Below are 25,454 nucleotides of genomic sequence, written 5' to 3'. Positions count from 1 at the left end.
TTTTTATACAGTTTAAAGTTCACGCTGCCTGCTCAGGCTTTGAGGGCTTGGAAATTTACGGGCTTTGCTGGGCATTTCGGCCACTGCCTGCCCTCGCAGCCATTTCTGCCTCCACACGCGCATCAACCCTGCGGATATCGAACAGTGCCTCCCCCTTGGCAGAGACGGCCAGCACTGCCGGGTTGCCCTGCAGGCAGACCACCGCAGGGTCTGCCGACGGCCTGGCGCACCACAGCATGCGCTGATCCACCACGCCAGAGGGCACCCCGTATCGCGCTCGTGCCCCCTCAAAAACCTGCTCTTTGCTGCGCGAGCCCTGCGGCCAGTGGCGCACGACCTGGGTGCTGGCAAAGGTTGTCGCCTTGGCGTTGATGGGCAGCCTGGGCTCCAGATTTACCAACACTTCCTCGCCCTCTTTTTCATAGCGCAGGCGCATGGGCAGCTCGGTTCCCGTCAATGGGCTGGGCTGTGCCTGATATTCGAGCTCTACGGCTGAAGGCGGTATGCCGAAATAGGCGGCCATGGCGCTTCTGGCCTGAGCAAGCTCCATGCCCAGCTTCACGCCAGCGATGTCAAAGCCCAGCACATCCACGGCGCGGGGCTGGGCCGCGTGCAGCGTTGCGCTCAGCCCCAGGCTCGCCCCCAGCGCAGCAGGAAAAAACATCCATTTCTTCATGCGATGACTATAAGGGTCAGCTGGCGGTCTCTGCTCAGGCAGCGCAAATTCGAAAAACACCTACGCCGGGCGGCATATTGCTGCGCCACACAATAGCTGCATCAACACAAGGAGCATGCAATGCTGGACTGGAACGAATACCGCAAGGAACTGGCTGGACGTCTGGGTGAGTTCTCGCAACTCTCTCCGGGCACCATGGAAGGCTACAAGGCGCTGTCCACCGCTGGCAGCAAGACTGGCCATCTGGATGCCAAGACCCGCGAGCTGATTGCCATTGCCGTGGGCGTGACCACACGCTGCGACGGCTGCATTGCCGTGCACACCAAGGCTGCCAAAGCCGCTGGCGCTACCAGGGAAGAAATTGCCGAAGCGCTGGGCGTGGCAGTGGCGCTGAATGCAGGCGCGTCCATGGTGTATTCCGCCCGCGCGCTGGATGCGCTGGGCGAATAAGCCGCAAAACACCCCTCCAAAAAAGAGAGCAGCCTGCGCATGCCCATCAAGGGCTGCAGGCTGATTTTTCTTTCAGTCGTTGATTACAGGACGACCTGGGTTCCCAGCTCCACCACCTGGTTGGCGGGCAGCTTGTAATAACTGGCTGCGCTGGCGGACTGGCGGGTCATCCAGCCAAACAGGGCGCAGCGCCAGGCAGACAGCCCGCCCGGCCCGTCCACCACCTGGGCGCGCGCCACAAAAAAGCTGGTGCGCATGGGGTCCAGATCCGGGGTCTCGCCCTCTTCATCGGGCCGAATGAGCTTGAGGGCCGCCGGAATATTGGGCTGCTCGCGAAAGCCGAAATGCATGTCCAGCATCCAGACGCCGTTGCAAAGCCGGTGCAGCTGCGAGCGCATGGCGTCATGCACATAGGGCGTGTTTTCATTGATCACATGCAGAAACACGGTCTGCTCATGCATGACTTTGAAATGCTTGAGATTGTGAAACAGCGCATTGGGCACGACTTTGGGGTCGGAGGTCAGATACACCGCCGTGCCAGACACCACGGGCACCCCGGTCATGGGCGAGGCCATGAAATCCTCCATGGGAATGTCCATCTTGCGGCGGTGCTCGGCCACTAGTTGCGTGCCGTCTCTCCAGGTGGTCAGCGCAATGAAAATCAGCGCGCCCAGACTCAGGGGCAGCCAGCCGCCCTGCTCCAGCTTGGTCAGGTTAGAAGCAAAAAAGCCTATTTCCAGCAGCGCAAAACAGCCCAGCGCCGCCAGCGTCAACCAGCGATAGGTGCTGCGGCCCAGATACACCACAAAGCCCACCAGCATGGTGGTGATGAGCATGGTGCCCGACACCGCAATGCCATAAGCCGCTGCCAGCGCGCCAGAGGATTTGAAGGCCAGCACCAGCGCTATCACCGACAGCAGCATTAGCCAGTTCACGCTGGGGATGTAGATCTGGCCCTGCTCACGGTCAGAGGTGTGCAGCACGCGCACGCGGGGCAAATAGCCAAGGCGGCTGGCCTGCAGCGTCATGGAATAAGCGCCAGAGATAGTGGCCTGCGAGGCAATCACCGTGGCCGCGGTTGCCAGCACCACCAGCACCAGCAGCCATGAGCTGGAAGCCAGCAGGAAGAAGGGGTTGCTGGCGGCATCGGCATTGCGCAGCAGCAGCGCGCCCTGGCCAAAATAATTGACCATCAGCGCCGGAAACACCAGCCCGTACCAGCCCAGGCGCACGGCGCGGCTGCCGAAATGCCCCATGTCGGCATACAGCGCTTCGGCGCCAGTCATGGCCAGAAACACGGCAGACAGCAGGAAGAAGGCCTTGTCCGTGTGCTGCACGGCAAAACGCAGCGCATGCATGGGGTTGACGGCCTGCAGCACCATGGGCGCCTGAACAATGCTGCTGACGCCCAGCCAGGCCAGGCAGACAAACCAGATGATGGTGACGGGGCCGAACAGTTTGCCCACCACGCTGGTGCCCTTCATCTGGATGGAAAACAGCCCGATCAGAATGCCAATGGTGATGGGAACGATGAAGTGCTCGAAATTCGGCGTGGCAATGCTCATGCCTTCAACGGCCGAGAGCACGGAAATGGCTGGGGTGATGATGGCATCGCCATAAAACAGGGCTGCTGCAAAGACGCCTGCGCCCACCACAATGCGCGAACGTCTTGAACGATCGCCCATTACGCGGTGCACCAGCGCCGTCAGCGCCAGCACGCCGCCCTCGCCATCGTTGTCGTAGCTCAGAACAATCCAGACATATTTGATGGCCACCACGATGATGACGGCCCAGAGCAAGGCCGACAGTGCGGCCAGCACGTTCTCGGGCGAGACCGCCAGGCCATGCGCTCCCGAGAACGCCTCCTTGAACGCATAAAGCGGGCTGGTGCCGATATCGCCAAACACCACGCCCAGTGCCGCCAGGGTCAATGCGGACTGACTGCTACCGTGACCAGATTTGCTTTCGTGGCTTTGCTGCATGAGGCTGTCTTTTCTTTGTAATGCCCGTCCATTCTGGCATGACGGCTTCGCTCCTGATCATCAGCATGCACCCAACAGGCTTGATATCAGCTTGATGCCAGTCGCCCCAATCCCTACGCCGTTTTGAGGGGGCAAAACCTAGAGTCAGGGCTTCCCCATCACAGGCTTGCACGCACAAGCCAGATCTATGAAACCTGTCGCCATCCTCCAGCACGAAGCATCGCAAGGCCCCGGCATTTTGCTGGACCATCTGTGCCAGCAAAGCATTCCCTATGTGCTGCTGGCCCCCTGCGCGCAAGGCTCGGCCCCGGCCAATGCCCGCGACTACCGCGGCATCATCGTGCTGGGCAGCAACCACTGCGCCAATGAGCAGCTGCGCTGGATTGAGCAAGAGCGTTGCCTGCTGCAAAGCGCAGTGCAGCATGATGTGCCCGTGCTAGGCCACTGCTTTGGCGCCCAGATGCTGGCCCGCGCCATGGGCGCACGCGTGTGGCGCAACCCCTGCGCCCATATTGGCTGGAGCCCGGTCTGGGTCAGCCGCTGTGCCCAGTCGCTGATGCAGCTGCCCGCGCAGGCCATGCTGTTCAACTGGCATTACGACACGTTTGAGATTCCGCAAGGCGCCAGCCGCACCATGTATGCCCAGCACTGCCTGAACAAAGGCTTTGTGCGCGGCCGCCACTGGGCGTTTCAGGGGCACCTGGAAGTGACCGAAGCCAGCGTGCGCCAGTGGTGCCGCGATGGCCATGAGGAGCTGCTGCAAGCCAGCGGCCCAGCCGTGCAGACCGAGGCGCAAATCCTGGCCCAGCTGCCCCAGCACATCGCCCCCTTGCACGCCATGGCGCTGCATACCTACCGCGCCTGGACGGATCAGCTGGAGCGGCCTGTATCAGTTCCGGTATCTGTGCCGGCATCAAGGCCTGACCCCGTGTCAGCATCACAGTTCACCACCGCAGGAACTCTGAACCGTTTTCACCTCAAATCCAATGCCTATCTGCGCATGCGGCTATGACTTCAGTAGTCTCAAGACATGGATGGTGATGACTGCTGGCTGACGATTTGTTGCACCTCGCAGGCGGCTCACAGCCGGACTGGGCCGCAGTCTGGGCCAGAATGGTCTGCACCGCCACCGCCCAAAGTCTCATGGATCTCAAGACGCTTGAACAACGCCTGGATGCCTCGCCTCTGCTGCGAGAGCACAAATCATATTTCCTGAATCTGGCCCAGCCAGCGGTCGCTATCCGGCTGGACAAAGCCCGTGGCAAGCCGCTGCAAAGCCGCTTTGGCGGCCAGCCCATGGTGCCCGCCGGTTTTGCGTGGCCCCAGCACCCGGATGGCCACTATCTGTTTGTCGGGCAGATCAACTTTGCTGAACTACCCGATGGCCCGGGCCGCCCGGCCGAGCTGCCCGGCAGCGGCCTGCTATCGCTGTTCTAGGGCTTAAGCCAGGATGACAGCATCTTCTGGCGCGATGCGGACTACCTCAAGGCTTTTTACTGGCCGGATACCAGCGATATGCATGAGATTCAGGCACCCCACAAATGGACCACGGCCAGTCGTGCGCTGCAGTTTGAAAACAGCATCGACATTCCACGCCACGAAGAGCTGCGCAGCGACTGGCCTGTGGATTTTGACGATCTGTACGACTGGTTTGACGCACTGGAAGAAAGCGGCGAGTTGCCGCGCGACTATCTGCTGGGCCGCCCAAGCTGGGACAGCCTGGGATACGACCCCACGCCCGATCCGCAGGAATATCCCAGCAGCTCGCACTGGCGCTCGCTGCTGACGCTGCAGTCGCATGACGATTTCCACTGGTGCTGGCAAGACGGCGCGCGGCTGATGGCCTTCATCGAGGACGATAAACTGCGCGCCCAGGATTTCAGCCGCCTTCAGGTCGATTGCGGCTAAGCCCATATCCCAAAAACAAGGAGGCCCGCCATGCGCCAACAGATTCCTGCCGCCGTGCTCAGCCTCTGGCAAAGCGGCCAGAAGATTGAAGCCATCAAGCAGTTGCGCGAGCAAAACGGCCTGGGCCTCAAGGAAGCCAAGGATTTGCTGGAAACCGTGGACGAGGCCCTGCTCGCTGCCCCCGGCACGCAGGGTGCAGAACTGAGCCAGACCGAAGCCATGACCCAGTTGCAGGAGCAGCTCAAACGTCTGGGCATGCAAGACGCCGCGCAGTTGATCAAGCAGCTCAATAGTGCCAACCCCCATGGCAGTGGCGGCAGCTCCTACACCTCAATCAAGCGCGTCACCACCACAGTCAACGGCAAGACCACAACCACCATCACTGCCAGCGGCGATCATGCGCAGGCGGTGCAAGCGCTGCTCTCTGGCGCAGGCGCTGTGCCTGATGAGGTTCAGGCGCGCATCGAGGAGGCCGTGGCGGGCGGCAACAAGCTTGAAGCCATCACCCTGCTGCGCGAAGCCACGGGTCTGGGACTGGGGCAGGCCAAAGACCATATCGACGCCGCCATGGATGGCATTGCCCTGGACTGGCAAACCCTGCAGCGGCAATCCGTCAGGGCAACCGCTACCAGCAGCATGCCGCCCGGTATTCCCGCCGGGGCCACGTCTCCGGGTGAAGTGCCGCGCAGCCAGGGCTGGCTCTGGTGGCTGCTGCTGGCGGCAGCCCTGTGTCTGGGCGCATGGTTTTACTTCAAAATGCCATGAACCCCTTGATCTGAAAGCGCCTGCAGCTACTTTTTCAGGAGTTCTGCAGGCTCTGGGGTCAGAAGCTGCTGCAACTGGGCAAAGCTTTGCTGGGCCAGTGCAAACAGCGACTGCTGCGGGCTGTCACGCCAGGTATCCACCGCCAGACGAAACGCACCAATGGCCGCCATGGCGGCCATGCGCAGCTCCCATTGCCGCTGCGCTTGAGGCCACACCTGGGCCAGCGCCTGCGCCACGCTCAGCTCGCGCTCCACAAAAACCGTCTGCCCGCGTGAGCGCAATGTGGCGCTGAGCAGCATGAGCTGGCGCAGCGCCAGCAGGTCTTCATTCGTGCGCGCGCCCACGCGCTGCAGCAGGCAGTTGCAGACCACCTGCAAAGGCGTGGACTCGGGCGAGGCCGCCCGAATGTCTCCCAGAATGTCTTCCCAGCCTGTGTCTGAGCTGGCCACCAGGATGTCTTCCTTGCTGGCGAAGTAGGAAAAAATCGTGCGCCGGGAAACCCCGGCCTCGGCCGCAATCTGGTCCAGCGTGGTTTCGCCATAGCCCTGCTCCAGAAACAGGCGCATGCCCGTCTGCGTCAGCAGCTTCTGGGTCTCACGCTTTTTTTGCTCGCGCACGCCAGGTGCTCGCTCATCCTTGGCTACAGCCATGCCATCCTTTCATTGACTTTTTTGCACTCAGTGCAATATTATTTGAGACTGCATAAGAAATCACAACAGAGCTTCCATGTCATCCAGTCAGTCTGCGGATACTAACGCCGCACCAGTCACACCTTCGGCCACCCCAAAACCTCCCAAAAACCAGCGCCTGCGCACCATTGGCAGCGGTTTGCTGATTGCCGTGCTGATCGCCGGGGGCTGGTGGTTTTATCAGTACAAAACCCACGGCCAGTATGTGCAGAGCACGGACGACGCCTATGTGCAGGCCGATGCGGTGACGGTTGCGCCCAAGATTTCGGGCTATGTCGAGGAAGTGCTGGTCAAGGACAACCAGGACGTCAAGGCCGGCCAGCCGCTGGTGCGCATTGATGCCCGCGACTACCGCGCCCAGGTGGCGCAGGCCAAGGCCAGCATTGATGTGGCCCAGGCCAATGCCGAAGCCAGCCGTGCCCAGGGGCACGAGCAGGATGCCGCCATTGCCCAGGCCAAGGCACAGCTCAGCGCTGCACAGTCGCAGGCCGAGTTTGCCTCTGCAGAAATGCGCCGTTTTGCGGCCCTGGTGCAGACGGGCGCCGAGCCCGCAGAGCAACTGGCCATCAAGCGCAATCAGGAGCAACAGGCCGCCAGCCAGCTGGCCGCGCAGCGCGCCAATCTGCAGGCGGTGGAGCGCCGTGTCAGCGCCATCAACGCCCAGGTCAAGCAGGCACTGGCACAGGCCGAATCGGCCCAGGCACAGCGCGATGCGGCGCAGGTCAACGCCGATGCCGCCGTCATCACCGCCAGCACCGATGGCCGTGTGGGCGACAGAACCGTGCGCGTGGGCCAGTTTGTGCAGCAAGGCACAAGGCTGATGAGCGTGGTGCCCATGGACAAGCTCTATATCTCGGCCAATTTCAAGGAAACGCAGATTGGCCCCATGCGCGCAGGCCAGAGCGTCGATATTCGCATTGACGCCCTGCCCGGCACCCGGCTCAAAGGCCATGTGGAAAGCATTGCACCCGGCACCGGCGCACAGTTCTCGCTGATTCCGCCGCAAAACGCCACAGGCAACTTCACCAAGATCGTGCAGCGCGTGCCCGTGCGCATTGCGCTGGATGTGGATGCCGCCACTCGCCAGGTGCTGGTGCCTGGCCTGTCGGTCGTTGTGGAAGTCAACACCCGAGAGGCTGCGGGAAACCGCCCCGAAACAGTTAGCGCCAAGGGTGCGCAGTGAGCAGCGCCGCTTTGCCTGTGCCTGCCGCCGGGCAAGCCCAGCCAGTGCAAAAAGCCGATGCCGCCGCCTGGCTGGCCGTGGCCGCGGGCACCATGGGCGCGCTGATGGCGACGCTGGATGTGTCCATCGTCAACTCGGCCCTGCCACGTATTCAGGGTGAAATTGGCGCCAGCGGCACCGAAGGCACCTGGATTGCCACTGGCTATCTGGTCGCCGAGATCATCATGATTCCGCTTGCTGGATGGCTGGAGCGCTTGCTGGGCCTGCGTACCCTGCTATTAATGGTTGCATCGCTGTTCACGCTTTTCTCTGTGGTCTGCGGCATGTCCACCAGTCTGGGCATGATGATTGCGGGCCGCGTCGGTCAGGGGCTGACCGGGGGCGCCATGATTCCCACGGCCCACACCATCATTGCCACGCGGCTGCCGCGCTCGCAGCAGCCCATTGGCACCGCCATGTTCGGCGCCACCGCCATTCTCGGCCCCGTGGTCGGCCCCTATGTGGGCGGCTGGCTGACCGAGAACATGAGCTGGCACTATGCGTTTTTCCTGAACATTCCTATCTGCATGGCCTTGATGGCGCTGCTGTTCATCGGCCTGCCGCATCAGAAAGCCAAGCTCAATTTGATTGGCGAGGCCGACTGGCTGGGCATTGTGGGCCTGACCGCCTTTCTGGGCGGCCTCACCATTGCACTGGAAGAAGGGCAGCGCGATCAATGGCTGTCCTCGCCCTTTATCTGCTGGATGTTTGCCATCTCGGCCATAGGCCTGGTGCTGTTGCTGATTGGCCAGCGCACCAGTGTGCGCCCCGTCATCCGGCTCTCCATCTTGCTCAACCGCCAGTTTGGCAGCGTGGTGGTCATGGGCATGGTGGTGGGCATGGTGGTCTATGGCACCTCCTACATGATTCCGCAGTTTCTGGCCAATATCTCCAACTACAACTCCATGCAGGCTGGCGCCATCGTGGCACTGTCAGGCATTCCGTCGCTAATGATGATGCCGCTGGTGCCGCTGATGATTCGGCGCTTCGACATTCGCCTTGCCGTGGGCCTGGGCCTGTTTATCCTGGCATTCAGCGCCTGGCATGAAACCAGCCTGACCGCCGTGGCTGATGGCTCGGCCTTTATCGAATCACAGCTCATGCGCGGCGTGGGTTCGGTGCTGGCCATGCTGTTTCTGAATCAGGCAGCCATTCAGTCTGTGCCCGTGGCCAATGCCAGCGATGCCGCCGGCCTGTTCAACGCAGCGCGCAATCTGGGCGGCTCATTCGCACTGGCGGCCATTGCAATCCTGCAGGATCAGCGCCTGTGGTTCCACGGTCGCCGCCTAGAAGAGAGCCTGCAGGCCAACAGCGAGCGCGTGCAGGAATATGTGCAGCACAACGGCGCGCTGAGCTATATGAAGCTGGAATCCATCATCCAGACACAGGCGCTGACCATGACCTATATCGACCTGTTCTGGATCATGAGCGTAGCCATTGCCTGCGTGATTCCGCTGGTGCTGTTTCTGCGCCCGCTCAACCGCAATGCGCCCATGGCGTCCGGGCATTGAGCCGTTCATCGCAGACCCAATCAAGAGTTTTCCATGCCCCGTCTTCCTCTGTTTTCCATCACCTTGCTGTGCGCGGCAGCACTTTCAGCCTGCACAGCACTGGGCCCCGACTATGCAGGCCCAGGCCATGCAGCGGCCTCCAGCCAGTTTGCCCGCGCTGCGACTGACCCCGCTTTTCAAACCGCTGCCCCGCTGGCCCACTGGTGGCAAAGCCTGAACGACACCACGCTCAACCAGCTCATGGAACAGGCGCTGGCCGCCAACCCTGATCTGGACGCTGCCCGCGCACGCCTGCGCAATGCCCGCGTGGCGGTCGATCTGGAGCAAGCCAACCGCATGCCCTCGGCCAGCCTCAGCGCCATGGCGGCCAAGGTGCGCGTGCCCGAAATCAATATGGGCGAGCAAACCATTAACTCCCAGTGGCTGAGCATGTACAACCTGGGCGCCAATGCCTCCTGGGAAGTGGATCTGTTTGGCTCTCACACCCGCAGCGTGCAGGCCAGCCACGCCAGCGCTGAAGCCACCGAAGCGAATCTGGCCGATGTGCAACTGAGCCTCACCGCAGAAGTGGCGCAGAACTACGTGGCGCTGCGCGCCGCGCAAAAGCGGCTGCAGCTGAGCCAGAACGCCATTGCCCGCCAGGAAAAAATGCTGGCCCTGCAGCGCCAGCGCTACCAGGGCGGAACGGCCTCCAGACTCGATGTCAGCAAGCTCAGCACCCAGCTGGAAGTCACCCGGGCCGAGCTGCCTGCCCAGCAAACCGATATTGACACCTACAGCAACGCCCTGGCCGCGCTGCTGGGACAGGCTCCGGGCAGTCTGGATGCACAGCTTGCCGGCGCCAAGGCCTCTGAGCTGCCACTGCCCCCTGCCCAAGTCGCCATTGGCGACCCCGCCAGCCTGCTGCAGCGCAGGCCCGATGTGCGTGCCGCCGAACGCACGCTGGCTGCGCGCAGTGCGCAAATCGGTGTGGCCGAAGCCGCCAGATTCCCCCAGCTCAAATTCACCGGTATGCTGGGTCTGGGCGGCAGCGATATCTCTGACCTCACCCACCTGGGCAATGCCACCATTGCCCTGCTGCCGCAGATCAGCTGGAGCTTTCTGGACTTTGGCCGCAACGCCGCCCGCGTCTCGCAAGCCGAAGCCAGCCGCGACGAAGCCGCTGCCCAGTACCGCGCCAAGGTGCTTGCCGCGCTCAAGGATGCAGAAAACGCACTCTCGCGCTTTGGCCACCGCCGCATGGCCGTTGCCAGCTACGCCCGTGCCAAAACCAGTGCCGACGAAGCCACGACCCTCACCGCCCAGCGCCAGCGCGGCGGCACGGCCAGTACGCTGGACCTGCTGGACGCCGAGCGCCAGCAGATTCAGGCCGAGCAAAACCTGCTCAGCGCGCTGGCCGGACTGTCCAGCGACTACATCACGCTGCAAAAAGCACTGGGGCTGGGCTGGGGAGAAGTGCAGCCCGCACAAAGCTCGTAAGTCAAATCCTGTACGGTCACGACCTGCACAGCCGTGGCCACCTGACTGACAGCCATGCGGCGCAACCGCCTGCCTCGCAAGCAAGCCACTCGCGCCGCCTCGGCTACCATGCAGACTGCATTTACTTGAAATGACAGGGAAGACATGATCACCACCATCACGACCTTCAATCTGCCTGAAGCCATATCGCTGGACGAGGCCCGCGCCATTTTTGAGAGCACCGCCCCAAAATATCAGACATTCCCCGGCCTGGTGCGCAAGCAATACATGCTGACCGAAGACGGCAAAACCGTCGGCGGAGTCTATCTATGGAAGAACCGCGCAGATGCCGAAGCCCTGTACACAGAGGCCTGGCGAGAGTTTGTTCGCGGGAAATACCAGACCGAACCCAGCGTGACCTATTTCAACACCCCCGTCATCGTAGATAACGTCGCAGGCGTCATTCAACGAAGCTGAAAGCTACAAATGCCCGCAACACGCGGGCATTTTTTATGGGTAATGAGCCATTGGTAGCGTGAAGCCATGGAGCCACTGGGCCATAGCAGCCCGCATCACCGCTTGGCCATCAGAAAATCCATGAGCGCCCGCACCTTGCTGGACATCTGCTCACGCGTTGGAATGTAGAGGTAAAAGCCTGCCATGGCCGGGCACCATTTCTCCAGCACCCTCACCAAAGTGCCATCGGCAAGATGCTGCTGCACGGCCAAATCCAGATGCTGCACCAGCCCAACGCCATTGAGCGCCGCATTCACCATGGCCAGATCATCATTAGTGATGTAGTTGCCTGTCTGCTCCACCGAAAACTCGCGCCTGGTTCGGGGGTCGGTAAATGACCAGTTGAGCAGCGCTGCACTGGAAGCCAGGCGGTAGCGCACGCAGTGGTGCTGGGTGAGGTTTTCCGGGTGCAATGGTGCAGGGTGCTTTTCAAAATAGGCGGGCGAGCCCACCACGGCATAGCGGATGGGGGGCGAAATGGGAACAGCCACCATATGCTCTGCCACACTTTCCCCACGCCGTATCCCGGCATCCACGCCATCGGCAATGATGTTGGAGAGGCCATCGTCCAGCACCAGCTCCACCGAGAGCTTGGGGTACAGCGCCAGAAACTCCTGCAGGTGCGGCTCTATCAGCGTGCGTGCTGCTACGCGCGAGGTGTTGATCCGGATCACGCCAGCGGGCTCATCACGCGCTTCATGAACTTGCACCACCGCCTGCTCAATGGCACTCAAGGCAGGCTGAATGCTTTCCCACAAGCGCATGCCGTCGTCGGTCAGCGACATATCTCGGGTGGTGCGATGCAGCAGGCGCACATGAAGCTTTTCTTCCAGCGTTTTGATTTGCAGCGAGACGGCTACGCGCGAGACATCAAACTCTGCCGCAGCCTTGGTAAAGCTGCGGTGACGCACCACGCGGGCGAACCAGACGAGAGAGGGAAGCAGGCTGGGGTCCAGTGACATATTGATAAGCTTAACTTACTGCTGATGTAGGTGTTGGGCTATTTATCGGATGCAATTGCGCTTCTAAACTTTGCTCCATCAAATCACTTCACCGGAGCCAGCCATGAAATCCGTCAGCATCAAAAACACCTATTGGGACATTGCAGCAGACCTGTATTTCCCACCCGATTTCGACGAAAGCAAGCAGTACCCCGCCATCATCAGCGCCCACCCCATTGGCAGCTGCAAGGAGCAAACCTCGGGCAATGTGTATGGCAAGGCCCTGGCCGCTGCGGGCTTTGTGGTCATCGCGTTTGATGCCAGCTTTCAAGGAGCCAGCGGCGGCGAGCCGCGCTTTATCGAAGACCCCACCCTGCGCGTTGAGGACTTCCGTGTGGTGTGCGACTACCTGGTCACCCTGCCCTACATTGATGAAGATCGCATCGGCGTGCTGGGCATCTGCGGCGGCGGTGGCTACTCCATCAACGCAGCCATGACCGAGCGCCGCATCAAGGCCGTAGGCACCATCACCGGCGCCAACTATGGCCGTCTGATGCGCGAAGGTTTCAGCGGCTTTGACCCGCTGGCCGCACTGGAAGCCATGGCCCAACAACGCACAGCCGAAGCACGCGGCGCCGCTCTGCGGGTGGATGACCTGCTGCCCGCATCGCCAGAAGCGGCCAAGGCCGCTGGCATCAAGGAAATTGATGTGCTGGGCGCCACCGACTATTACCGCACCGACCGTGGCCGCGCCCCCCACGGCCTGAACCGCGCCCTGTATTCGCACCAGGCCGCAGCCATTGGCTGGGATGCTTTTCACCTGTGCGAAACCCTGCTCACCCAGCCTTTGATGGTGGTGGTGGGCGACCAGGTAGGCGCGTTCGGCGCTTACCGCGATGGCTGCGAAATCATCGGGCGTGCCGCCTCGAAGAAAAAAGAGCTGGTAGTGCTGGAAGGCTGGTCGCATTACGAGCTGTACGACAAGCCAGAGCCCGTGGGCATGGCGCTGGCCAAGCTGATCCCTTTTTACCAGGACAACCTGTAATCAACGCTGTACCCGGCGCAGTGACACTGCGCCGGAATGCTGAAATCGAATCATGACCAAAGTATTGATACTAGGTGCCTCCGGCCAGATTGCGCGCTGGGCCGTGCAGATGTTTGGCGAGCATCCGGATGTGGAGCAAACCTTGCTGGTGCGGGATGCCCAAAAGCTCAACGGCGATGCACCCGCCAACGCCAGGGTGGTGGTGGGCGATGTGCTGGATGCCGAACTGCTGGCCACCAGCATGCAGGGCCAGGACGTGGTGTATGCCAACCTGGCGGGCGATGTGGATACGCAAACCGAGCACATCCTGCAAGCCATGAAAAAGACGGGTCTCAAACGCCTGATTTTTGTGAACTCGCTGGGCATTTATGACGAAGTGCCGGGCCAGTTTGGTGAATGGAATCGCCGCGAAATCGGTTCTTACCTGCCGCCCTACCGACGCTCAGCCGATCTGATCGAGGCCTCTGACACGAACTACACCATATTGCGCGCCGCATGGCTGCAAGATGAGGACGAGGTCAGCTACGAGACCACCAGCCGCAGCCAGCCCTTCAAGGGCACGGAAGTCTCGCGCAAAAGTGTGGCAGCGCTGGCAGTGGATGCAGCGCTGCACCCGCAGAAATGGACCAGAGCCAATGTCGGTGTCAGCAAACCGGGCACCGAGGGCGATAAACCTTCGTTTGCCTGATTGGCAGCGGCCGCAGTGGGAAGTGCGTCAAGGCGCATAGCGCCCTGGCGCAGGCTTTTCTGCCCCGCCAGTGCTACAGAGAGCGATATTCAGGGCTGCGGATCGGCCTTGCCATCAGCGGCCCGCTGCCAGCCGCCACCCAGTGCCTGATAAAGGGCCACGGCATTTTCCAACTGGGTCTGGCGCAGGCGCACCACTTCCTGCTGCACGGTGAACAGGTTGCGCTGGGCATCGAGCTCTTCCAGATAGCTGGCATAGCCAGCGTCATAGCGGTCCTTGGCAAAGCCCAGAGTCGCGCTCAGAATTTTCTCGCGCTCCTTGGCGTGCTGCCATTGCGACTGCAGCTGCTGGCTGCTGACCAGCGCGGTTTCCACATCACCAAAGGCTTTGATGACCACGCCGCGATAGGCATAGGCTGCCTGATCGCGCTGGGCACTGGCCGCATCAAACTGCCCTTGCAGGCGCCCCCCCGTGAACAGCGGCGCCAGAATGCTGCCGCCCAGCGACCACACGCGTGCAGGGTTGTAATCGAGTGCGTTGATGAACAGGCTGCCGAAATTGGCGCTCAGGCTGACTTGCGGCAAAAACGCGGCCCGCTGCGCTGCCAGATTGCTGTCGGTAGCGGCCAGTTGCAACTGTGCGCGTGCAATGTCAGGGCGTCGCTCCAGCAAGGCCGAAGGCAATCCGGTCGCGGGCATTTCCGGCAGTCGAATGCGGTCAAGCACCTTGGTACCCAGTTGTTCGGGCGTGACCGATGACATGCCATGGAGCGTGCGCTGCATTAGAGCCTGCGCCTGCTCATCCCCCGCCCCACCCACCAGTTGCATGAGGGCAATGCGCTGGCGTTCTGTCGCCAGCGACAGTTGCTGCACCGACTGCCTGACGCTCTCCAGCTCTGCCAATGCCTGGCTCAGCTGCAGCTGCGAGATATAGCCCACGCGCACCTGATCGCCCAGCAGGCGTACAGCGTTTTCACGCGATTTGACCGTGGACTGCGCCACCGCCTGCTGGGCCTGCAAAGATCGCAGGCCGATATAGGTCTGCGCCGTGGTGGCTGACACCGTCAGGCGCACAGCATCCTGATCGGCCTGACTGGCTTGCAAACGCTGCTGCGCGGCCTGGCTCAGCGAGCCCAGACGATTCCATAAATCCAGCTCCCAGCTGGCCTGCAGCACGGGCTGTGCCGAGCGCACATGCACCATCTGCCCGGTGCGGGCACTCATGCTGCGATTGGCCGATCCCGGTGCGCTGAGCGAAACTTGCGGCGCCGAGGCTGAGCCTGCGATGTCCAGATTGGCTCTGGCCTCATCCACACGCGCCATGGCCGTGAGCACATCGTTGTTGCGCAGCAAGGCCAGTTCTACCCAGTCGCTGAGCGCGCTGTCGCCAAACGCCTTCCACCAGTCCGCCTGCACCGCAGGGGCTGCGCTGCCCCCGGACTGGCTCCAGGCCTGGGGTACGGCGGGCTGCGCAAGGTCTGGCGCATGACTCAGACTGGGCACACTGCAGGCACTGAGCAGGCAAGCTGCCGCCAGCGCAGACAGGCTGGCCCTGGGTGCCATGCAAAGCATACGGACTGGTGTCCGTGATCGCATCTGGCTCTTGATGGCAGTCTTCATCATGGCTTTGCCTGTTCTGCCGGGTTTGCAGCCACATCAGGCTTGACCCCCTGCTGCGCTTGCGCGGGGCGCTCTACTTTTTGCGCGGTATCCAAGCGCACAATCACCGACATGCCGGGGCGCAGGCGTGCAGCTTCAGGCTGGCCTTCATCAATCGAAATCTTGATGGGCAGGCGCTGCACCACCTTGGTGAAGTTGCCCGTGGCGTTGTCGGCCTTGAGCACGCTGAACTCCGAACCCGTGGCGGGCGCAATCTCCAGCACATGGCCCTTGAGGTGCACACCGCCCAGCGCATCCACGCTGAAGCTGACCTGCTGACCGATCTGCACATGGGCAGTCTGGGTTTCCTTGTAATTGGCCACTACCCAGAATGTGGGCGGCACCACATACAGCAGTTGCGTGCCAGCGGCCACGTACTGGCCCTTGCGCACCGAAACCTCACTCACCTGACCGTCGCTGGGCGCATAAACCACCGTGTTGTCCAGATTGATCTGGGCCTGGTGCAACTGGGCCTCTGCCATCTGCACCTGCGCCTTGAGCGAATCACGGCCCACCGTTGTGGCCTTGATCTTTTCCTGATTGATCTCAATATCAGCCTGTGCCTTGGCCACATTGGTAGCGGCCAGTCGGGACGTTGCCTTGACCTTGTCGCGCTCGTTCAAAGAGACCGAGCCGCGTTCGGCCAGCTCCTGCACGCGCTTGAGTTCAGCCTGAGAGCGCTCGGCCTCGGCCTGCACGGCTGCCAGACCGGCGCGGCTGGCACCCAGCGTGGCGCGGTTTTGCGCCTGGGTCTGGTCGGCATTGCTGAGCTGCGCCTGCGCATTGGCCAGTTGTGCCTGCGCCTGCGCCAGAGACGCCTCATAAGTGCGGCGGTCAATGCGCACCAGCGGCTGGCCGGCCTTGACCTGTTCATAGTCCTTGACCAGCACTTCCGTCACATAACCATTGACCTGCGGCGCCAGCACCGTGACAGCGCCGCGCACATAGGCGTTATCGGTCGCCACCACAGAACTGCTGAAGGGCCACTGATTCCAGGCGCGCAACACCAGCAAAATGCCCGCCAGCGCCACCACCACCATGATGAGGACGCTGGGCAGCGAGGGCTTGATCTTCTTGGGCGTGGGCGGCAGGGCCGCTGGCGCCGGTGCCGGAGCCGCCGGAGCTGCGGGGGCGGCAGCGGGTGCTGGCGACGGTGGCGGGGTGGAGGTACTGGTGTTCTGGCTATTGCTCATACTCAATCTCTTGCTGTTATCTGTTTGAGTTCATTGCTTGCCGTCACGGTCCTGTGCAGACACTTGTGGCGGCACCACGGGCCGATCGTTATCGGCGCTGGGTGCATGGTTGGCATCCTGATGGGATGCTTCTTGGGATGGGTTCTGCAGCCCGCCTTGCAGCGGCTGCTCAGGATGTTCGGCCAGCTGCCTTGCGAGCTGTTCGGCCAGTTGTTCCGCCTGTGGGTTGTCCTGCAGCGGGTCTTTGCTGGCCAGCACCGCCTGCTCGCTGGCTTCTGCAGCCCAGGCGGCTTCGCTGATGCGGCGCATGGCCTCGCCAGCCAGCAGCAGCGTGCGCGTCTGCGCTGCATCGGCGCTCTGGCGGCCCACGGGCTCATCGCCATAGGCATCGGTGGCGCTGGTTTCCACAATGATTCTGGCCCTGGGTTCGGCCTGTTCCTGGGCCTGCTCGTTGGCCTGCTCATTTTCCGCCGCATCACCGGCACTGGCCTTCACAGTCGCTGCGCCTTGGGGTGTGCCGTCGGTGGCGGCCGCCGCCGTGGCCTGATTGCCGCTTTGCCGCGTCATGGCACGCACCATGGCCGCAGCTTCACGCACGCGGGCCGATGCGCCCAGACACCACAGCAAATACAGCAGGGCAATGCCCGCCGTCAGCGCAAACACATCGTTGTACGCGCGCACACTGGCCTCGCGTCGCACGATCTGCGACAGCTGCACCGTGCCCTGACTGGCGCGCATGACGGGGTCCACAGTGACCTTGCCGTACATCTGGTTCTGAATCTTGAGCCGCTCGGCCACCACAGGGTCGGTGGGGTTCATCTGTGCCACCAGCGCTACGGAATAGACCTGCTGACGGTGCGTCTGATAGGTGCTCAGCAGCGCCGAGCCCAGCAGCCCGCCCATGGCCTGCGTCATGGAGATGGTGACCACCGCCGTCAGCATATGGTTGGCGCCGTACTTCAGCCCCTGAATCACGCCGGTCAGCATCAGCGGCCCCATGAAAATACCCGCGCCTACCGACAGCAGAAACTGGCTGAAGAAGAAGTCAGAAGGCCGGTCGATGCTGGTGCGGTGGTGGTCCAGAAATGCGGCCACGGCAAACAATGCAATCGACGCCAGAATCTGCTTGCCCATATGAGGCACACCAAAAGTGATAGCAGACAGCACAACGCCAATTAGCGTTCCGACCAGAATCACCATAAACAGCGGCTGCATCTGGTCTGATGTCATGCCCAAGGTGCGCAACAGGCCCACCACGCCATAGCTTTGCTCAGACGTGAGAAAACGCAGCAGGATGGCCCCGATCACAAAGCGAATGGTGGGCATCTGCACAAACCAGCGCGTGTGAAACATGGGGTTGGCACGGTGATGCTCGATATAAAGCGACACACTCAGCAGCGAGATCGCGCCCACCAGCATCCAGGCCAGACTGGGCGAATCCGTCCACCAGCGCGTGTAGCCCTGCACCAGCACTGCAATCAGCAGGCCCAGGCCCGGCACCATCAGGCAGAAGGTCACGAAGTCCAGCTTCTCGAAGGTCTTGATATACAGGCCGGGCGGCAGCTTGAGCACCACCACGGCCGCAAAGGACAGCAGCGCCAGCCCGGCTTCAAACAGGTAAAGGTTGTGCCACTCGCTGTTGTACAGAAGGCTGGGCGACAGCACCCAGGCCAGCGGCGTGGCCAGTTGGGCAATGCCCACGCCAATGACCAGCATCTTGAGCACATAGGTGCGCGGCGCGGCCTGCAGCATGTACAAAGTGCCCAGCGAAGAGCAGGTAGCCGCCGCCAGACCACTGGCTGCGCGCAGCAAGATCAGGCTTTCGTAGCTGCCCAGCAGCAGGTGCAGCACGCTGAGCATGGCGTAAAAGCCCAGCCCTATCTCGGCAAACAGACGCATGCCAAACTGCTGGCGAAATTTGTACACCAGCAAATTGGCCGTCATATTGAACATGACGTAGGCGCCCGTCAGCCAGGCCGCTTCAACGGAAGTCAGCCCCATCTGCCCTTGAATCGTGGGCAGGTTGGCGGTGAACAAGGCATTGCCCAGACCGCCCGTCAGCCCCACCAGCGCCGCAATCAACCCATAACACACACGCACCCAGTTTTCGTGGTGCACCATGGCGGGCGAGCCCGGCAGGGCGGGCTTTTCATGCTCGGCCCAGTCTGGCGGGCGGCGCAGCAAAATGACAGGGCCCATGGGAATGGCCGGGGCTGCTGGTGGTGGGGGCGCCGCGCTCTGGCTTGCTTGATTTGTTGCGCCTCCCGGGGCCTGTGCAGCAGCTTGACTCATAAATTTCAGGCCTTGATTCCATCCAGAATAATTTGCAGGGCACGACGTGCCAGCTGCTTGCGCTGCGCCGGTGTTTCTCCGCGCAGCGCACCGCCCAGCATGCCAAACACCAGCGACAACTCCTTGGAACTGAGCACCTGCTTGCACAAGCCCTTGTCCACGGCACGCTTCATGGGTTCTTCAAACACCTGCCACATACGGTGGCGCGCATGGCGAATTTCGTCGTCACCCTGATCCACCGTGCGCCAGTAATCCACCAGCGTAGCCGAATACGCGATGCGCTCGGCCACCAGATTGAGCAGCTTGAAAAAAGCCTCGTCGTCTTCGCGCCAGTGCACGGCAGCAGCGGTGGTTTTTTCCAGCGATCGCTCCAGCAAGGCCAGCATGATGGCTCTGCGATCCGGAAACTGGCGATACAGCGTGGCGCGGCCCACCTGGGCGCGCTCGACGATCAAGTCCAGCGGGGCCGTCACCCCGTGCTCGGCAAAAATGGCATCCGCCGCATCCAGTAACTGGGCGCGGCGCTCTGCTGACGATGGGCGTGGTGAAGACATGGGCGCAATTATCGGACAAATTTGTCCGATATGCAGCAAACTCATCGCTGCTGCCCTGCTTTCAGCCAAGGAATTTCAGCGCTAAAACGTCAGATCAAGGCAAGGGCAGCAGGCTGCGGCGACTGAAGAACTCTCGTGTCTGCCCGGTCAGCGGATCTTCAAAGGCCAGGCTGCGCGCCAGCAGTTGCAGCGGGTTGGAGTAGTCACCCGGCTCAGGGTCGTTGACTTCCGGGTAAAAAGCATCGCCCTTCAGCGACAAGCCCAGCGCTGCCATGTGCACGCGCAGTTGGTGGCGCTTGCCGGAAACCGGCGTCAGGCGGTAGCGGGCCCAGCGTTCGTTGTGCTCCATGATTTCCATGGCCGTGCGGCTATTGGGCTCGCCCGCCACTTCATGCATGCGAAAGAAATGCCCGCTTTCTTCCATGCGACTGGCATGCTCGCGAGGGAACACCAGATCGGCGCGGTATGGCGCCACGGCCTCATAGACTTTGTGAATGGCGCGATCTCTGAACAAGCCCTGATAAATACCGCGTGTGGCGCGCTGAACGGAGAAAACCACCAGCCCGGCGGTATCGCGGTCTATGCGGTGAATGGGAGACAGCTCGGGCAGATCAAACTCACGCTTGAGGCGCACCAGCAGCGTGTTCTGCAAATACTGCCCCGCAGGCACCACAGGCAGGAAATGCGGCTTGTCCGCCACCAGCAGATGCGCATCACGGTGAATGACTTGCGCCTCGAACGGAATGAGTGGCTCAGCCGCCAGTTCACGATAGTAGTAATAGCGCATGCCCGGCATGAACGCCGTGGCCTGCCCGGCTTTGTCCCCCGCTTCGCTGACCACCTCCCCAGCCTGCATGCGCCTGAGCCAGTCAAAACGGCTGACCGACGACAAACGCTCGCAGAGAAAGTCGATCAGCAAGCCCTGCCCCTGACTCGGCAGCACCACACAGCTGGGGCTGACACCCTCGCGGACAGGCAAAACTTTGGGATCGTGTGCGTTATGCATGGCCCGAAATTTTAGTGGCTGACAGTGCTCACTATCCGCAAAACGACCATGTGCATGAGACGCCCCCAGCCAACTTCGCTTGCACGACAAGCTCATAAGCAAATGCAAATTGCTAGCTTGGCACTCTGATCATCTGCGCATAAAAACGGCGCATATCCAATTATTCAATGGGTATGCAGCTATCACTTTAAGAGTAGCCCCTCAAGCGCTCACCCTGTTTCAGATACATGCCAACACAACAACCATTTCGCAAAAGCCTTTTAGCCCTACTCACCCCGTTCACTCTGCTCTCGGGATGCGGCGACGGAGACAATGCCCATAGTGCAGCACAGGCCCAGACTGTCTATCAGAACGGCAACATCATCACCGTGGACGATGCAGGCTCTGTGGCGCAAAGTCTGGCTGTCAAAGACGGAAAAATTCTGGATATTGGCAGCAATGCAGCAACCAGACGCTATATAGGTAGCCAGACACAAGTCATCGACCTCGCTGGCAAGACCATGATTCCCGGCATCTACGATGCACACAGCCACTTCACGATGGCTGGTACCAATGAACTGTATGACGCCAACCTGAACAGCAAGCCCATTGGCGACATCACCACCATGGATGAACTGCTCAACCGCCTGCGAGAGCAAAAAGCCAAGGTTGGAGCCAGTGACTGGGTGGTCGGCTGGGGCTATGACGATACACAGATCAAGGAACAGCGCCACCCCACGCGAGACGATCTGGACCAGATTTCAACGACCCAGCCCATTTTCATCAACCATATCTCTGCCCACTTTGCCGTGGCCAATAGCGCTGCATTGGCGCTGGCTGGTATCACCAGAGATACGCCAGACCCATCAGGGGGAGCCATACGCCGCGATGCATCTGGCGAGCCCACGGGGGTTCTCGATGAGACCGCAGTACAACTGGTAAGCGCCTATAAGCCCGGCTACACCACAGCCCAGGTGCAAGCCGGTATTGCAGCCGCCGCCAGGCAATATGCCTCGCAAGGCGTTACGACAGCCAGCGAGGGTGCCTCTTATGCGCCAGCCATCGCCGCACTGGAAACGGCCGCTCAGTCAGGGGCTTTGCCCATCCGCGTAATGGCCCTGCCCACGTTTGGCTATCGCCAGGGTGTTGACCAGCTTTCACTCAAAAGCGGCAAGGTCAAGATCACAGGCATCAAGGATTTCTCTGACGGCTCCATTCAAGGCTACACCGGCTATCTGTCGCACCCTTATCACACACCATTTCACGGCGATGCCAACTATGCTGGTACTGCGCGCACAGATAGAACAGCGCTGAGCCAGCATGTGCTGCAAGTGCACCAGGAAGGCAAACAAATGCTGGTGCACGGCAACGGCGACCAGGCGATAGAAGACATACTTTTCGCCTACAGCAATGCGCAGGCCACCTTGCCCAGACCCAATGCCAGACACACCATCATCCATTCTCAGATGGGTACCGAGTCGCAGCTGGATGATATGAAAAAACTGGGTGTCATTCCTTCCTTCTTTGTGCTGCACACCTACTACTGGGGCGATCGCCATCGCGATATTTTTCTGGGCAAGGAGCGCGCGTCGCGTATCAGCCCAGCCCGTTCAGCCCTGCAGCGTGGTATGAAGTTCACCATTCATACCGACACCCCCGTGGTTCCCATGGAGCCCATGAAGCTGATCTGGTCGGCAGTCAACCGGCTCACTACCAGCGGTCAGGTTCTCGGTGCAGACCAGACCATCTCCCCGCTGGAAGCCTTGCGCGCAACCACCATCAATGCGGCCTATCAGAACTTTGAAGAAAAAGAGCGCGGCTCTCTCGAAAAAGGCAAATATGCCGACTTGGCCATTCTCTCCGCCGACCTGCTCAGCGTGGATAAATCCACGATCAAGGACATTCAGGTGCTGGAGACGATAGTCGAGGGAAAGACCGTGTTCAAACGCTGAGAGACAAGCAGGTGGCCACCAGAAAGCCCGACCGCCACCTGCAAAGGCCCTGCAAGCTGCGTTAGGCTATGAGCTATTTCCCCGGACTTTTCATGCTCTCACTGCGAAGCCCTCAAGCCATAGCCTTGGAATTGTTTGAATCCAGCGATATTACGCACGTGCAGCCGCGCCACCGCTGGCCCGCGCGGGAGATTTCCGGCGATTGCGTATTTCTCAATGCTCAGCAGGCGTCCAGCGAAACGCAGGGGCGCTATGCGCCACGGGCGCAGCTCGGGCAAGAGTGGTGGGTGTTCGCCGTATCTGGCACTGGTGATGCCTGGCTGATGTCTCTGGATGGCCAGCAGCACATCGGCTTTCTCGATCATGATGACGGCCCTGACGCAGTGGCTACCCCCATGGACCTGGACTTTGGCCAATGGCTGCAACTGGCCGACCTGCTGAGGCAATGGGAAGCACTGGACGACGAAGCCTTCAGCGCACTGCTGACCAGCCTGATGGAGCAGATCAGCCCCGGGCTGGGCCTGCGCTATCCCTACAGCCTCTGAGACTTCAGATCATTCATGCTGCAAGCGCTTTTACATCAAACGCTTACAGCTATCCAAACAATAGCAAACAGCGCATCATTCATCATCGGCCTTGGATGACGCAGCCCGCTGCCTGGCCCGCGCTAGCATGTAGCCACAAGGACTCATGCTCATGGTTGAAACTGCCGCCACGCCAATTGATACCCCCAGCACCACACCTACAGCGGCCCCGCGCCGCCGCTGGCTGCGCTGGCTGTTGATCGCTCTGGGCATCTGGCTGGCTGTGGTGCTGGCGGTCATTGCCATCATTGCGCTGATGGACTGGAACCGCCTCAAGCCTTGGGTCAATGAAAAAGTCAGCACTGCAACCGGGCGCGAGTTTGCCATCAACGGTGATCTGCGAGTGCACTGGACCTGGCCTCAGCCGCTCGATAACGGGTGGAGGCACTGGATTCCTGGCGTCATTATTCAGGCTTCTGACCTGTCGCTGAGTCAGCCTGCAGGCTGGAGCATTGCGCAGCAGCCCGACAAAGGCAGTGCAGACCACCCTGCCCTGCCTGCCGTGCCCAAGGAACTCAACACCGGTCGTATCACCGGCCACACCACCGAGCAGCGCCACCCGCCCAAAGATGCCAAGCCTGCCGTCCCTTCTGAAGATGAAGACGAGGACAGCATTGCCCAGGCTTCGCTGCCCCCGCCCGAGCGCGGCCCGGGCACCATGGCAACCGTGGCGCGGGCCAGCGCCAGCCTGCGCCTGTGGCCTTTGCTGGCCCGCCATGTGCAACTGGATAGCCTGCGACTGCAAGGCCCTGATATTGTGCTGGCCCGCAGCAAAAGTGGCGACAACAACTGGACGTTTACGCCCTCGCAAAACGATGGGCCACGCTGGAGTTTCGACATTGGCCAACTGCGCATTGATGATGGCGCGCTGGGCTGGTCCGATGGCGTCAAAAACATGGCTTTGCGCGCCCGGGTGGACAGCCTGCGCAAACCTGTTTCAGCCACACAGCCCTACGGCACACGCATAGGCCTCAGCGGCTATATGAACCAGGGCAAGGCCCATGCGCAGATTCAGGCACAGGGGCTAATGGGCCCCACGCTGGACCTGCGCCAGGAAAAGCTGCACTTTCCACTGCGCCTGGTTGCCAAGGCGGGCAATCTGCAAGCCTTCGCCGAAGGTTTTCTGGACAACCCCAGAACCCTGGATGGCCTGGACTTTCAGGTGCGGCTGCGCGGCCGGAGCATGGCCGATCTGTTTGACCTGACAGGGCTGCTGCTGCCCGCCACGCCACCGTTTGAAACCAGCGGCCATCTGGTTGGCAGTCTGCAACCGGGCAAGGCCATCTGGAGCTACGAAAAATTTCAGGGCAAGGTGGGCGAAAGCGATCTGAGCGGCGACATTCAGTACAGCTCAGGCAAGCCGCGCCCCAAACTGACTGGAAAAATGCACTCTAGGCAGCTGCGTCTGGTCGATCTGGGGCCGCTTGTCGGTGCAGCGCCCTCGGGCAGCACGGCGGCCCCAAAGACCAGCAATGGCAAAGTCCTACCGCAGATCCAGTTCGAAACCGCCCATTGGGACAAGATGGACATGGACCTGCAATACGACAGCGCCCACATCATTCGCCCTCAGGCTCTGCCCGTGCAAAACCTCAGCGTTCATGCCCTGCTAAACAATGGAAAACTGGTGCTGGCACCGCTTAAATTTGGTCTGGCCGAAGGCGCACTCAGCCTGGACGCCAGCATTGACAGTCACGCCAAACCCGTGGCCGCGCAAATCAAAGGACAGGTTCAGGCACTCAAACTCTCGGCACTGTTCCCCAAGGTTGAAGAGATGAAAAAAAGCCTGGGGCGGTTGGATGGGGCCATCTCTCTCAACGGCCATGGTGAATCTCTGGCCCAGTGGCTGGGCACAGGCAATGGTTCCGTCAAGCTCTTTGTGCGAGACGGAACCTTCAGCAAACAACTGCTCGACATGGCGGGCCTCAACGTAGGATCGATTCTGGTATCCAAGCTGTTTGGCAACGACAAGGAAGTGCAGTTGCGCTGCGCAGTGGCCGACTTCAATGTGCAAAACGGTCTGGCAAAACCCCGTATTGCCAAGCTCGCAACCACGGAAGCCATTGTGGAAGCCACGGGTCAGATCAGCCTGGCGCAGGAGAGCATGAATTTGCGCATCGTCCCAGAGTCGCTGAAGTGGAAATTCTTCTCGCTGCGCACCCCGCTGTATGTGCGCGGTAGCTTTGCCAAGCCCGATGTGGGCCTGGAACCCGGGCCGCTGGCAGCCCGCGCCGGTGCTGCGGTAGCTGCTGCAGTTTTTGCACCGGTTGCGCTGGCCCTGGTGCCACTGACCGTGCCCGCCGCCGATGACGATGTGAACTGCAAGCAGTTGCTGGCAGCCGTTCACGCAAAAAAATAGCCGTTGCGGCTGTCGCGCAGCCTCAGCCT

The 25,454-nt window shown here is 61.2% G+C and carries 23 protein-coding genes; 14 read left to right on the top strand and 9 right to left on the bottom strand.

What is annotated here, in order from left to right; genetic code table 11:
* Positions 1-55: 55 nt before the first annotated feature.
* On the bottom strand, positions 56-664 hold the full coding sequence (locus JDW18_RS10945; RefSeq protein WP_218243630.1) for a hypothetical protein: 609 nt from the start codon (positions 662-664) through the stop codon (positions 56-58).
* Between the two features lie 132 nt (positions 665-796).
* Between JDW18_RS10945 and JDW18_RS10940 the strand changes: the two genes are divergently transcribed.
* Positions 797-1,126 (top strand): carboxymuconolactone decarboxylase family protein, encoded by a 330-nt coding sequence (locus JDW18_RS10940; RefSeq protein ID WP_218243629.1) that lies wholly within the window; start codon positions 797-799, stop codon positions 1,124-1,126.
* An 83-nt stretch (positions 1,127-1,209) separates the two neighbouring features.
* Here JDW18_RS10940 and JDW18_RS10935 read toward each other — a convergent pair whose 3' ends face one another.
* Positions 1,210-3,108, bottom strand: a complete 1,899-nt coding sequence (locus tag JDW18_RS10935; protein WP_218243628.1) for a potassium transporter Kup — start codon at positions 3,106-3,108, stop codon at positions 1,210-1,212.
* Positions 3,109-3,295: 187 nt separating this feature from the next.
* Here JDW18_RS10935 and JDW18_RS10930 point away from each other — a divergent pair, with 187 nt between their 5' ends.
* The 4 genes from JDW18_RS10930 (at position 3,296) to JDW18_RS10920 (ending at position 5,781) form a co-directional block, all read left to right on the top strand.
* Positions 3,296-4,120 (top strand): type 1 glutamine amidotransferase, encoded by an 825-nt coding sequence (locus JDW18_RS10930; protein WP_218243627.1) that lies wholly within the window; start codon positions 3,296-3,298, stop codon positions 4,118-4,120.
* A 131-nt stretch (positions 4,121-4,251) separates the two neighbouring features.
* On the top strand, positions 4,252-4,545 hold the full coding sequence (locus JDW18_RS22785) for a DUF1963 domain-containing protein (RefSeq protein WP_343216766.1): 294 nt from the start codon (positions 4,252-4,254) through the stop codon (positions 4,543-4,545).
* Between the two features lie 78 nt (positions 4,546-4,623).
* A complete protein-coding gene (locus tag JDW18_RS22780; protein WP_343216765.1) occupies positions 4,624-5,016 on the top strand; it encodes a DUF1963 domain-containing protein in 393 nt (130 codons plus the stop codon).
* A gap of 30 nt (positions 5,017-5,046) precedes the next feature.
* On the top strand, positions 5,047-5,781 hold the full coding sequence (locus JDW18_RS10920) for a ribosomal protein L7/L12 (protein WP_218243626.1): 735 nt from the start codon (positions 5,047-5,049) through the stop codon (positions 5,779-5,781).
* A 26-nt stretch (positions 5,782-5,807) separates the two neighbouring features.
* Here JDW18_RS10920 and JDW18_RS10915 read toward each other — a convergent pair whose 3' ends face one another.
* Positions 5,808-6,431 carry a TetR/AcrR family transcriptional regulator gene (locus tag JDW18_RS10915; protein WP_218243625.1) on the bottom strand — a complete coding sequence of 208 codons (624 nt, stop codon included), beginning with the start codon at positions 6,429-6,431 and terminating at the stop codon, positions 5,808-5,810.
* 76 nt (positions 6,432-6,507) lie between these two features.
* Between JDW18_RS10915 and JDW18_RS10910 the strand changes: the two genes are divergently transcribed.
* The 4 genes from JDW18_RS10910 (at position 6,508) to JDW18_RS10895 (ending at position 11,138) form a co-directional block, all read left to right on the top strand.
* Entirely contained in the window at positions 6,508-7,653 is a 1,146-nt protein-coding gene (locus JDW18_RS10910; protein ID WP_218243624.1) for an HlyD family secretion protein, read from the top strand.
* 92 nt (positions 7,654-7,745) lie between these two features.
* The gene (locus tag JDW18_RS10905; RefSeq protein ID WP_218243860.1) at positions 7,746-9,203 is read left to right on the top strand and encodes an MDR family MFS transporter; all 1,458 of its coding nucleotides are present in this window, start codon (positions 7,746-7,748) and stop codon (positions 9,201-9,203) included.
* A gap of 33 nt (positions 9,204-9,236) precedes the next feature.
* Positions 9,237-10,682 carry an efflux transporter outer membrane subunit gene (locus tag JDW18_RS10900; protein ID WP_218243623.1) on the top strand — a complete coding sequence of 482 codons (1,446 nt, stop codon included), beginning with the start codon at positions 9,237-9,239 and terminating at the stop codon, positions 10,680-10,682.
* A 144-nt stretch (positions 10,683-10,826) separates the two neighbouring features.
* On the top strand, positions 10,827-11,138 hold the full coding sequence (locus tag JDW18_RS10895) for a YdhR family protein (RefSeq protein WP_218243622.1): 312 nt from the start codon (positions 10,827-10,829) through the stop codon (positions 11,136-11,138).
* Between the two features lie 95 nt (positions 11,139-11,233).
* Here the strand turns inward: JDW18_RS10895 and JDW18_RS10890 are convergent, their stop codons facing one another.
* Complete coding sequence (locus tag JDW18_RS10890; RefSeq protein ID WP_218243621.1) at positions 11,234-12,139, bottom strand: LysR family transcriptional regulator; 906 nt, start codon at positions 12,137-12,139, stop codon at positions 11,234-11,236.
* 103 nt (positions 12,140-12,242) lie between these two features.
* Between JDW18_RS10890 and JDW18_RS10885 the strand changes: the two genes are divergently transcribed.
* Positions 12,243-13,163 carry an alpha/beta hydrolase gene (locus JDW18_RS10885; RefSeq protein ID WP_218243620.1) on the top strand — a complete coding sequence of 307 codons (921 nt, stop codon included), beginning with the start codon at positions 12,243-12,245 and terminating at the stop codon, positions 13,161-13,163.
* Between the two features lie 52 nt (positions 13,164-13,215).
* Positions 13,216-13,851 (top strand): SDR family oxidoreductase, encoded by a 636-nt coding sequence (locus tag JDW18_RS10880; protein ID WP_218243619.1) that lies wholly within the window; start codon positions 13,216-13,218, stop codon positions 13,849-13,851.
* An 89-nt stretch (positions 13,852-13,940) separates the two neighbouring features.
* On the opposite strand, the gene JDW18_RS10875 is transcribed toward JDW18_RS10880, so the two are convergent.
* From JDW18_RS10875 to JDW18_RS10855, 5 genes are all read right to left on the bottom strand, one after another.
* Positions 13,941-15,413 (bottom strand): efflux transporter outer membrane subunit, encoded by a 1,473-nt coding sequence (locus JDW18_RS10875; protein ID WP_218243618.1) that lies wholly within the window; start codon positions 15,411-15,413, stop codon positions 13,941-13,943.
* Between the two features lie 56 nt (positions 15,414-15,469).
* The gene (locus tag JDW18_RS10870; protein WP_218243617.1) at positions 15,470-16,702 is read right to left on the bottom strand and encodes an HlyD family secretion protein; all 1,233 of its coding nucleotides are present in this window, start codon (positions 16,700-16,702) and stop codon (positions 15,470-15,472) included.
* A gap of 30 nt (positions 16,703-16,732) precedes the next feature.
* The gene (locus JDW18_RS10865) at positions 16,733-18,994 is read right to left on the bottom strand and encodes an MFS transporter (RefSeq protein WP_218243616.1); all 2,262 of its coding nucleotides are present in this window, start codon (positions 18,992-18,994) and stop codon (positions 16,733-16,735) included.
* A gap of 5 nt (positions 18,995-18,999) precedes the next feature.
* Complete coding sequence (locus tag JDW18_RS10860; protein WP_218243615.1) at positions 19,000-19,548, bottom strand: TetR/AcrR family transcriptional regulator; 549 nt, start codon at positions 19,546-19,548, stop codon at positions 19,000-19,002.
* 94 nt (positions 19,549-19,642) lie between these two features.
* Positions 19,643-20,554: a pseudouridine synthase gene (locus JDW18_RS10855; RefSeq protein ID WP_218243614.1), complete on the bottom strand. Its 912-nt coding sequence runs from the start codon at positions 20,552-20,554 to the stop codon at positions 19,643-19,645.
* A 227-nt stretch (positions 20,555-20,781) separates the two neighbouring features.
* Between JDW18_RS10855 and JDW18_RS10850 the strand changes: the two genes are divergently transcribed.
* The 3 genes from JDW18_RS10850 to JDW18_RS10840 all read left to right on the top strand — a co-directional run bounded on the left by JDW18_RS10850 (position 20,782) and on the right by JDW18_RS10840 (position 25,425).
* Complete coding sequence (locus JDW18_RS10850; RefSeq protein ID WP_218243613.1) at positions 20,782-22,485, top strand: amidohydrolase; 1,704 nt, start codon at positions 20,782-20,784, stop codon at positions 22,483-22,485.
* Between the two features lie 125 nt (positions 22,486-22,610).
* Positions 22,611-23,030, top strand: coding sequence for a hypothetical protein (locus JDW18_RS10845; protein WP_218243612.1), 420 nt, complete (start codon positions 22,611-22,613; stop codon positions 23,028-23,030).
* Between the two features lie 151 nt (positions 23,031-23,181).
* Entirely contained in the window at positions 23,182-25,425 is a 2,244-nt protein-coding gene (locus JDW18_RS10840) for an AsmA family protein (RefSeq protein ID WP_218243611.1), read from the top strand.
* The last annotated feature ends 29 nt before the right edge of the window (positions 25,426-25,454 follow it).

It is taken from the genome of Comamonas fluminis, assembly GCF_019186805.1.
In the GTDB taxonomy this organism is placed as follows: domain Bacteria; phylum Pseudomonadota; class Gammaproteobacteria; order Burkholderiales; family Burkholderiaceae_C; genus Comamonas; species Comamonas fluminis.
This window is presented reverse-complemented; position numbering and strand designations above follow the sequence as displayed.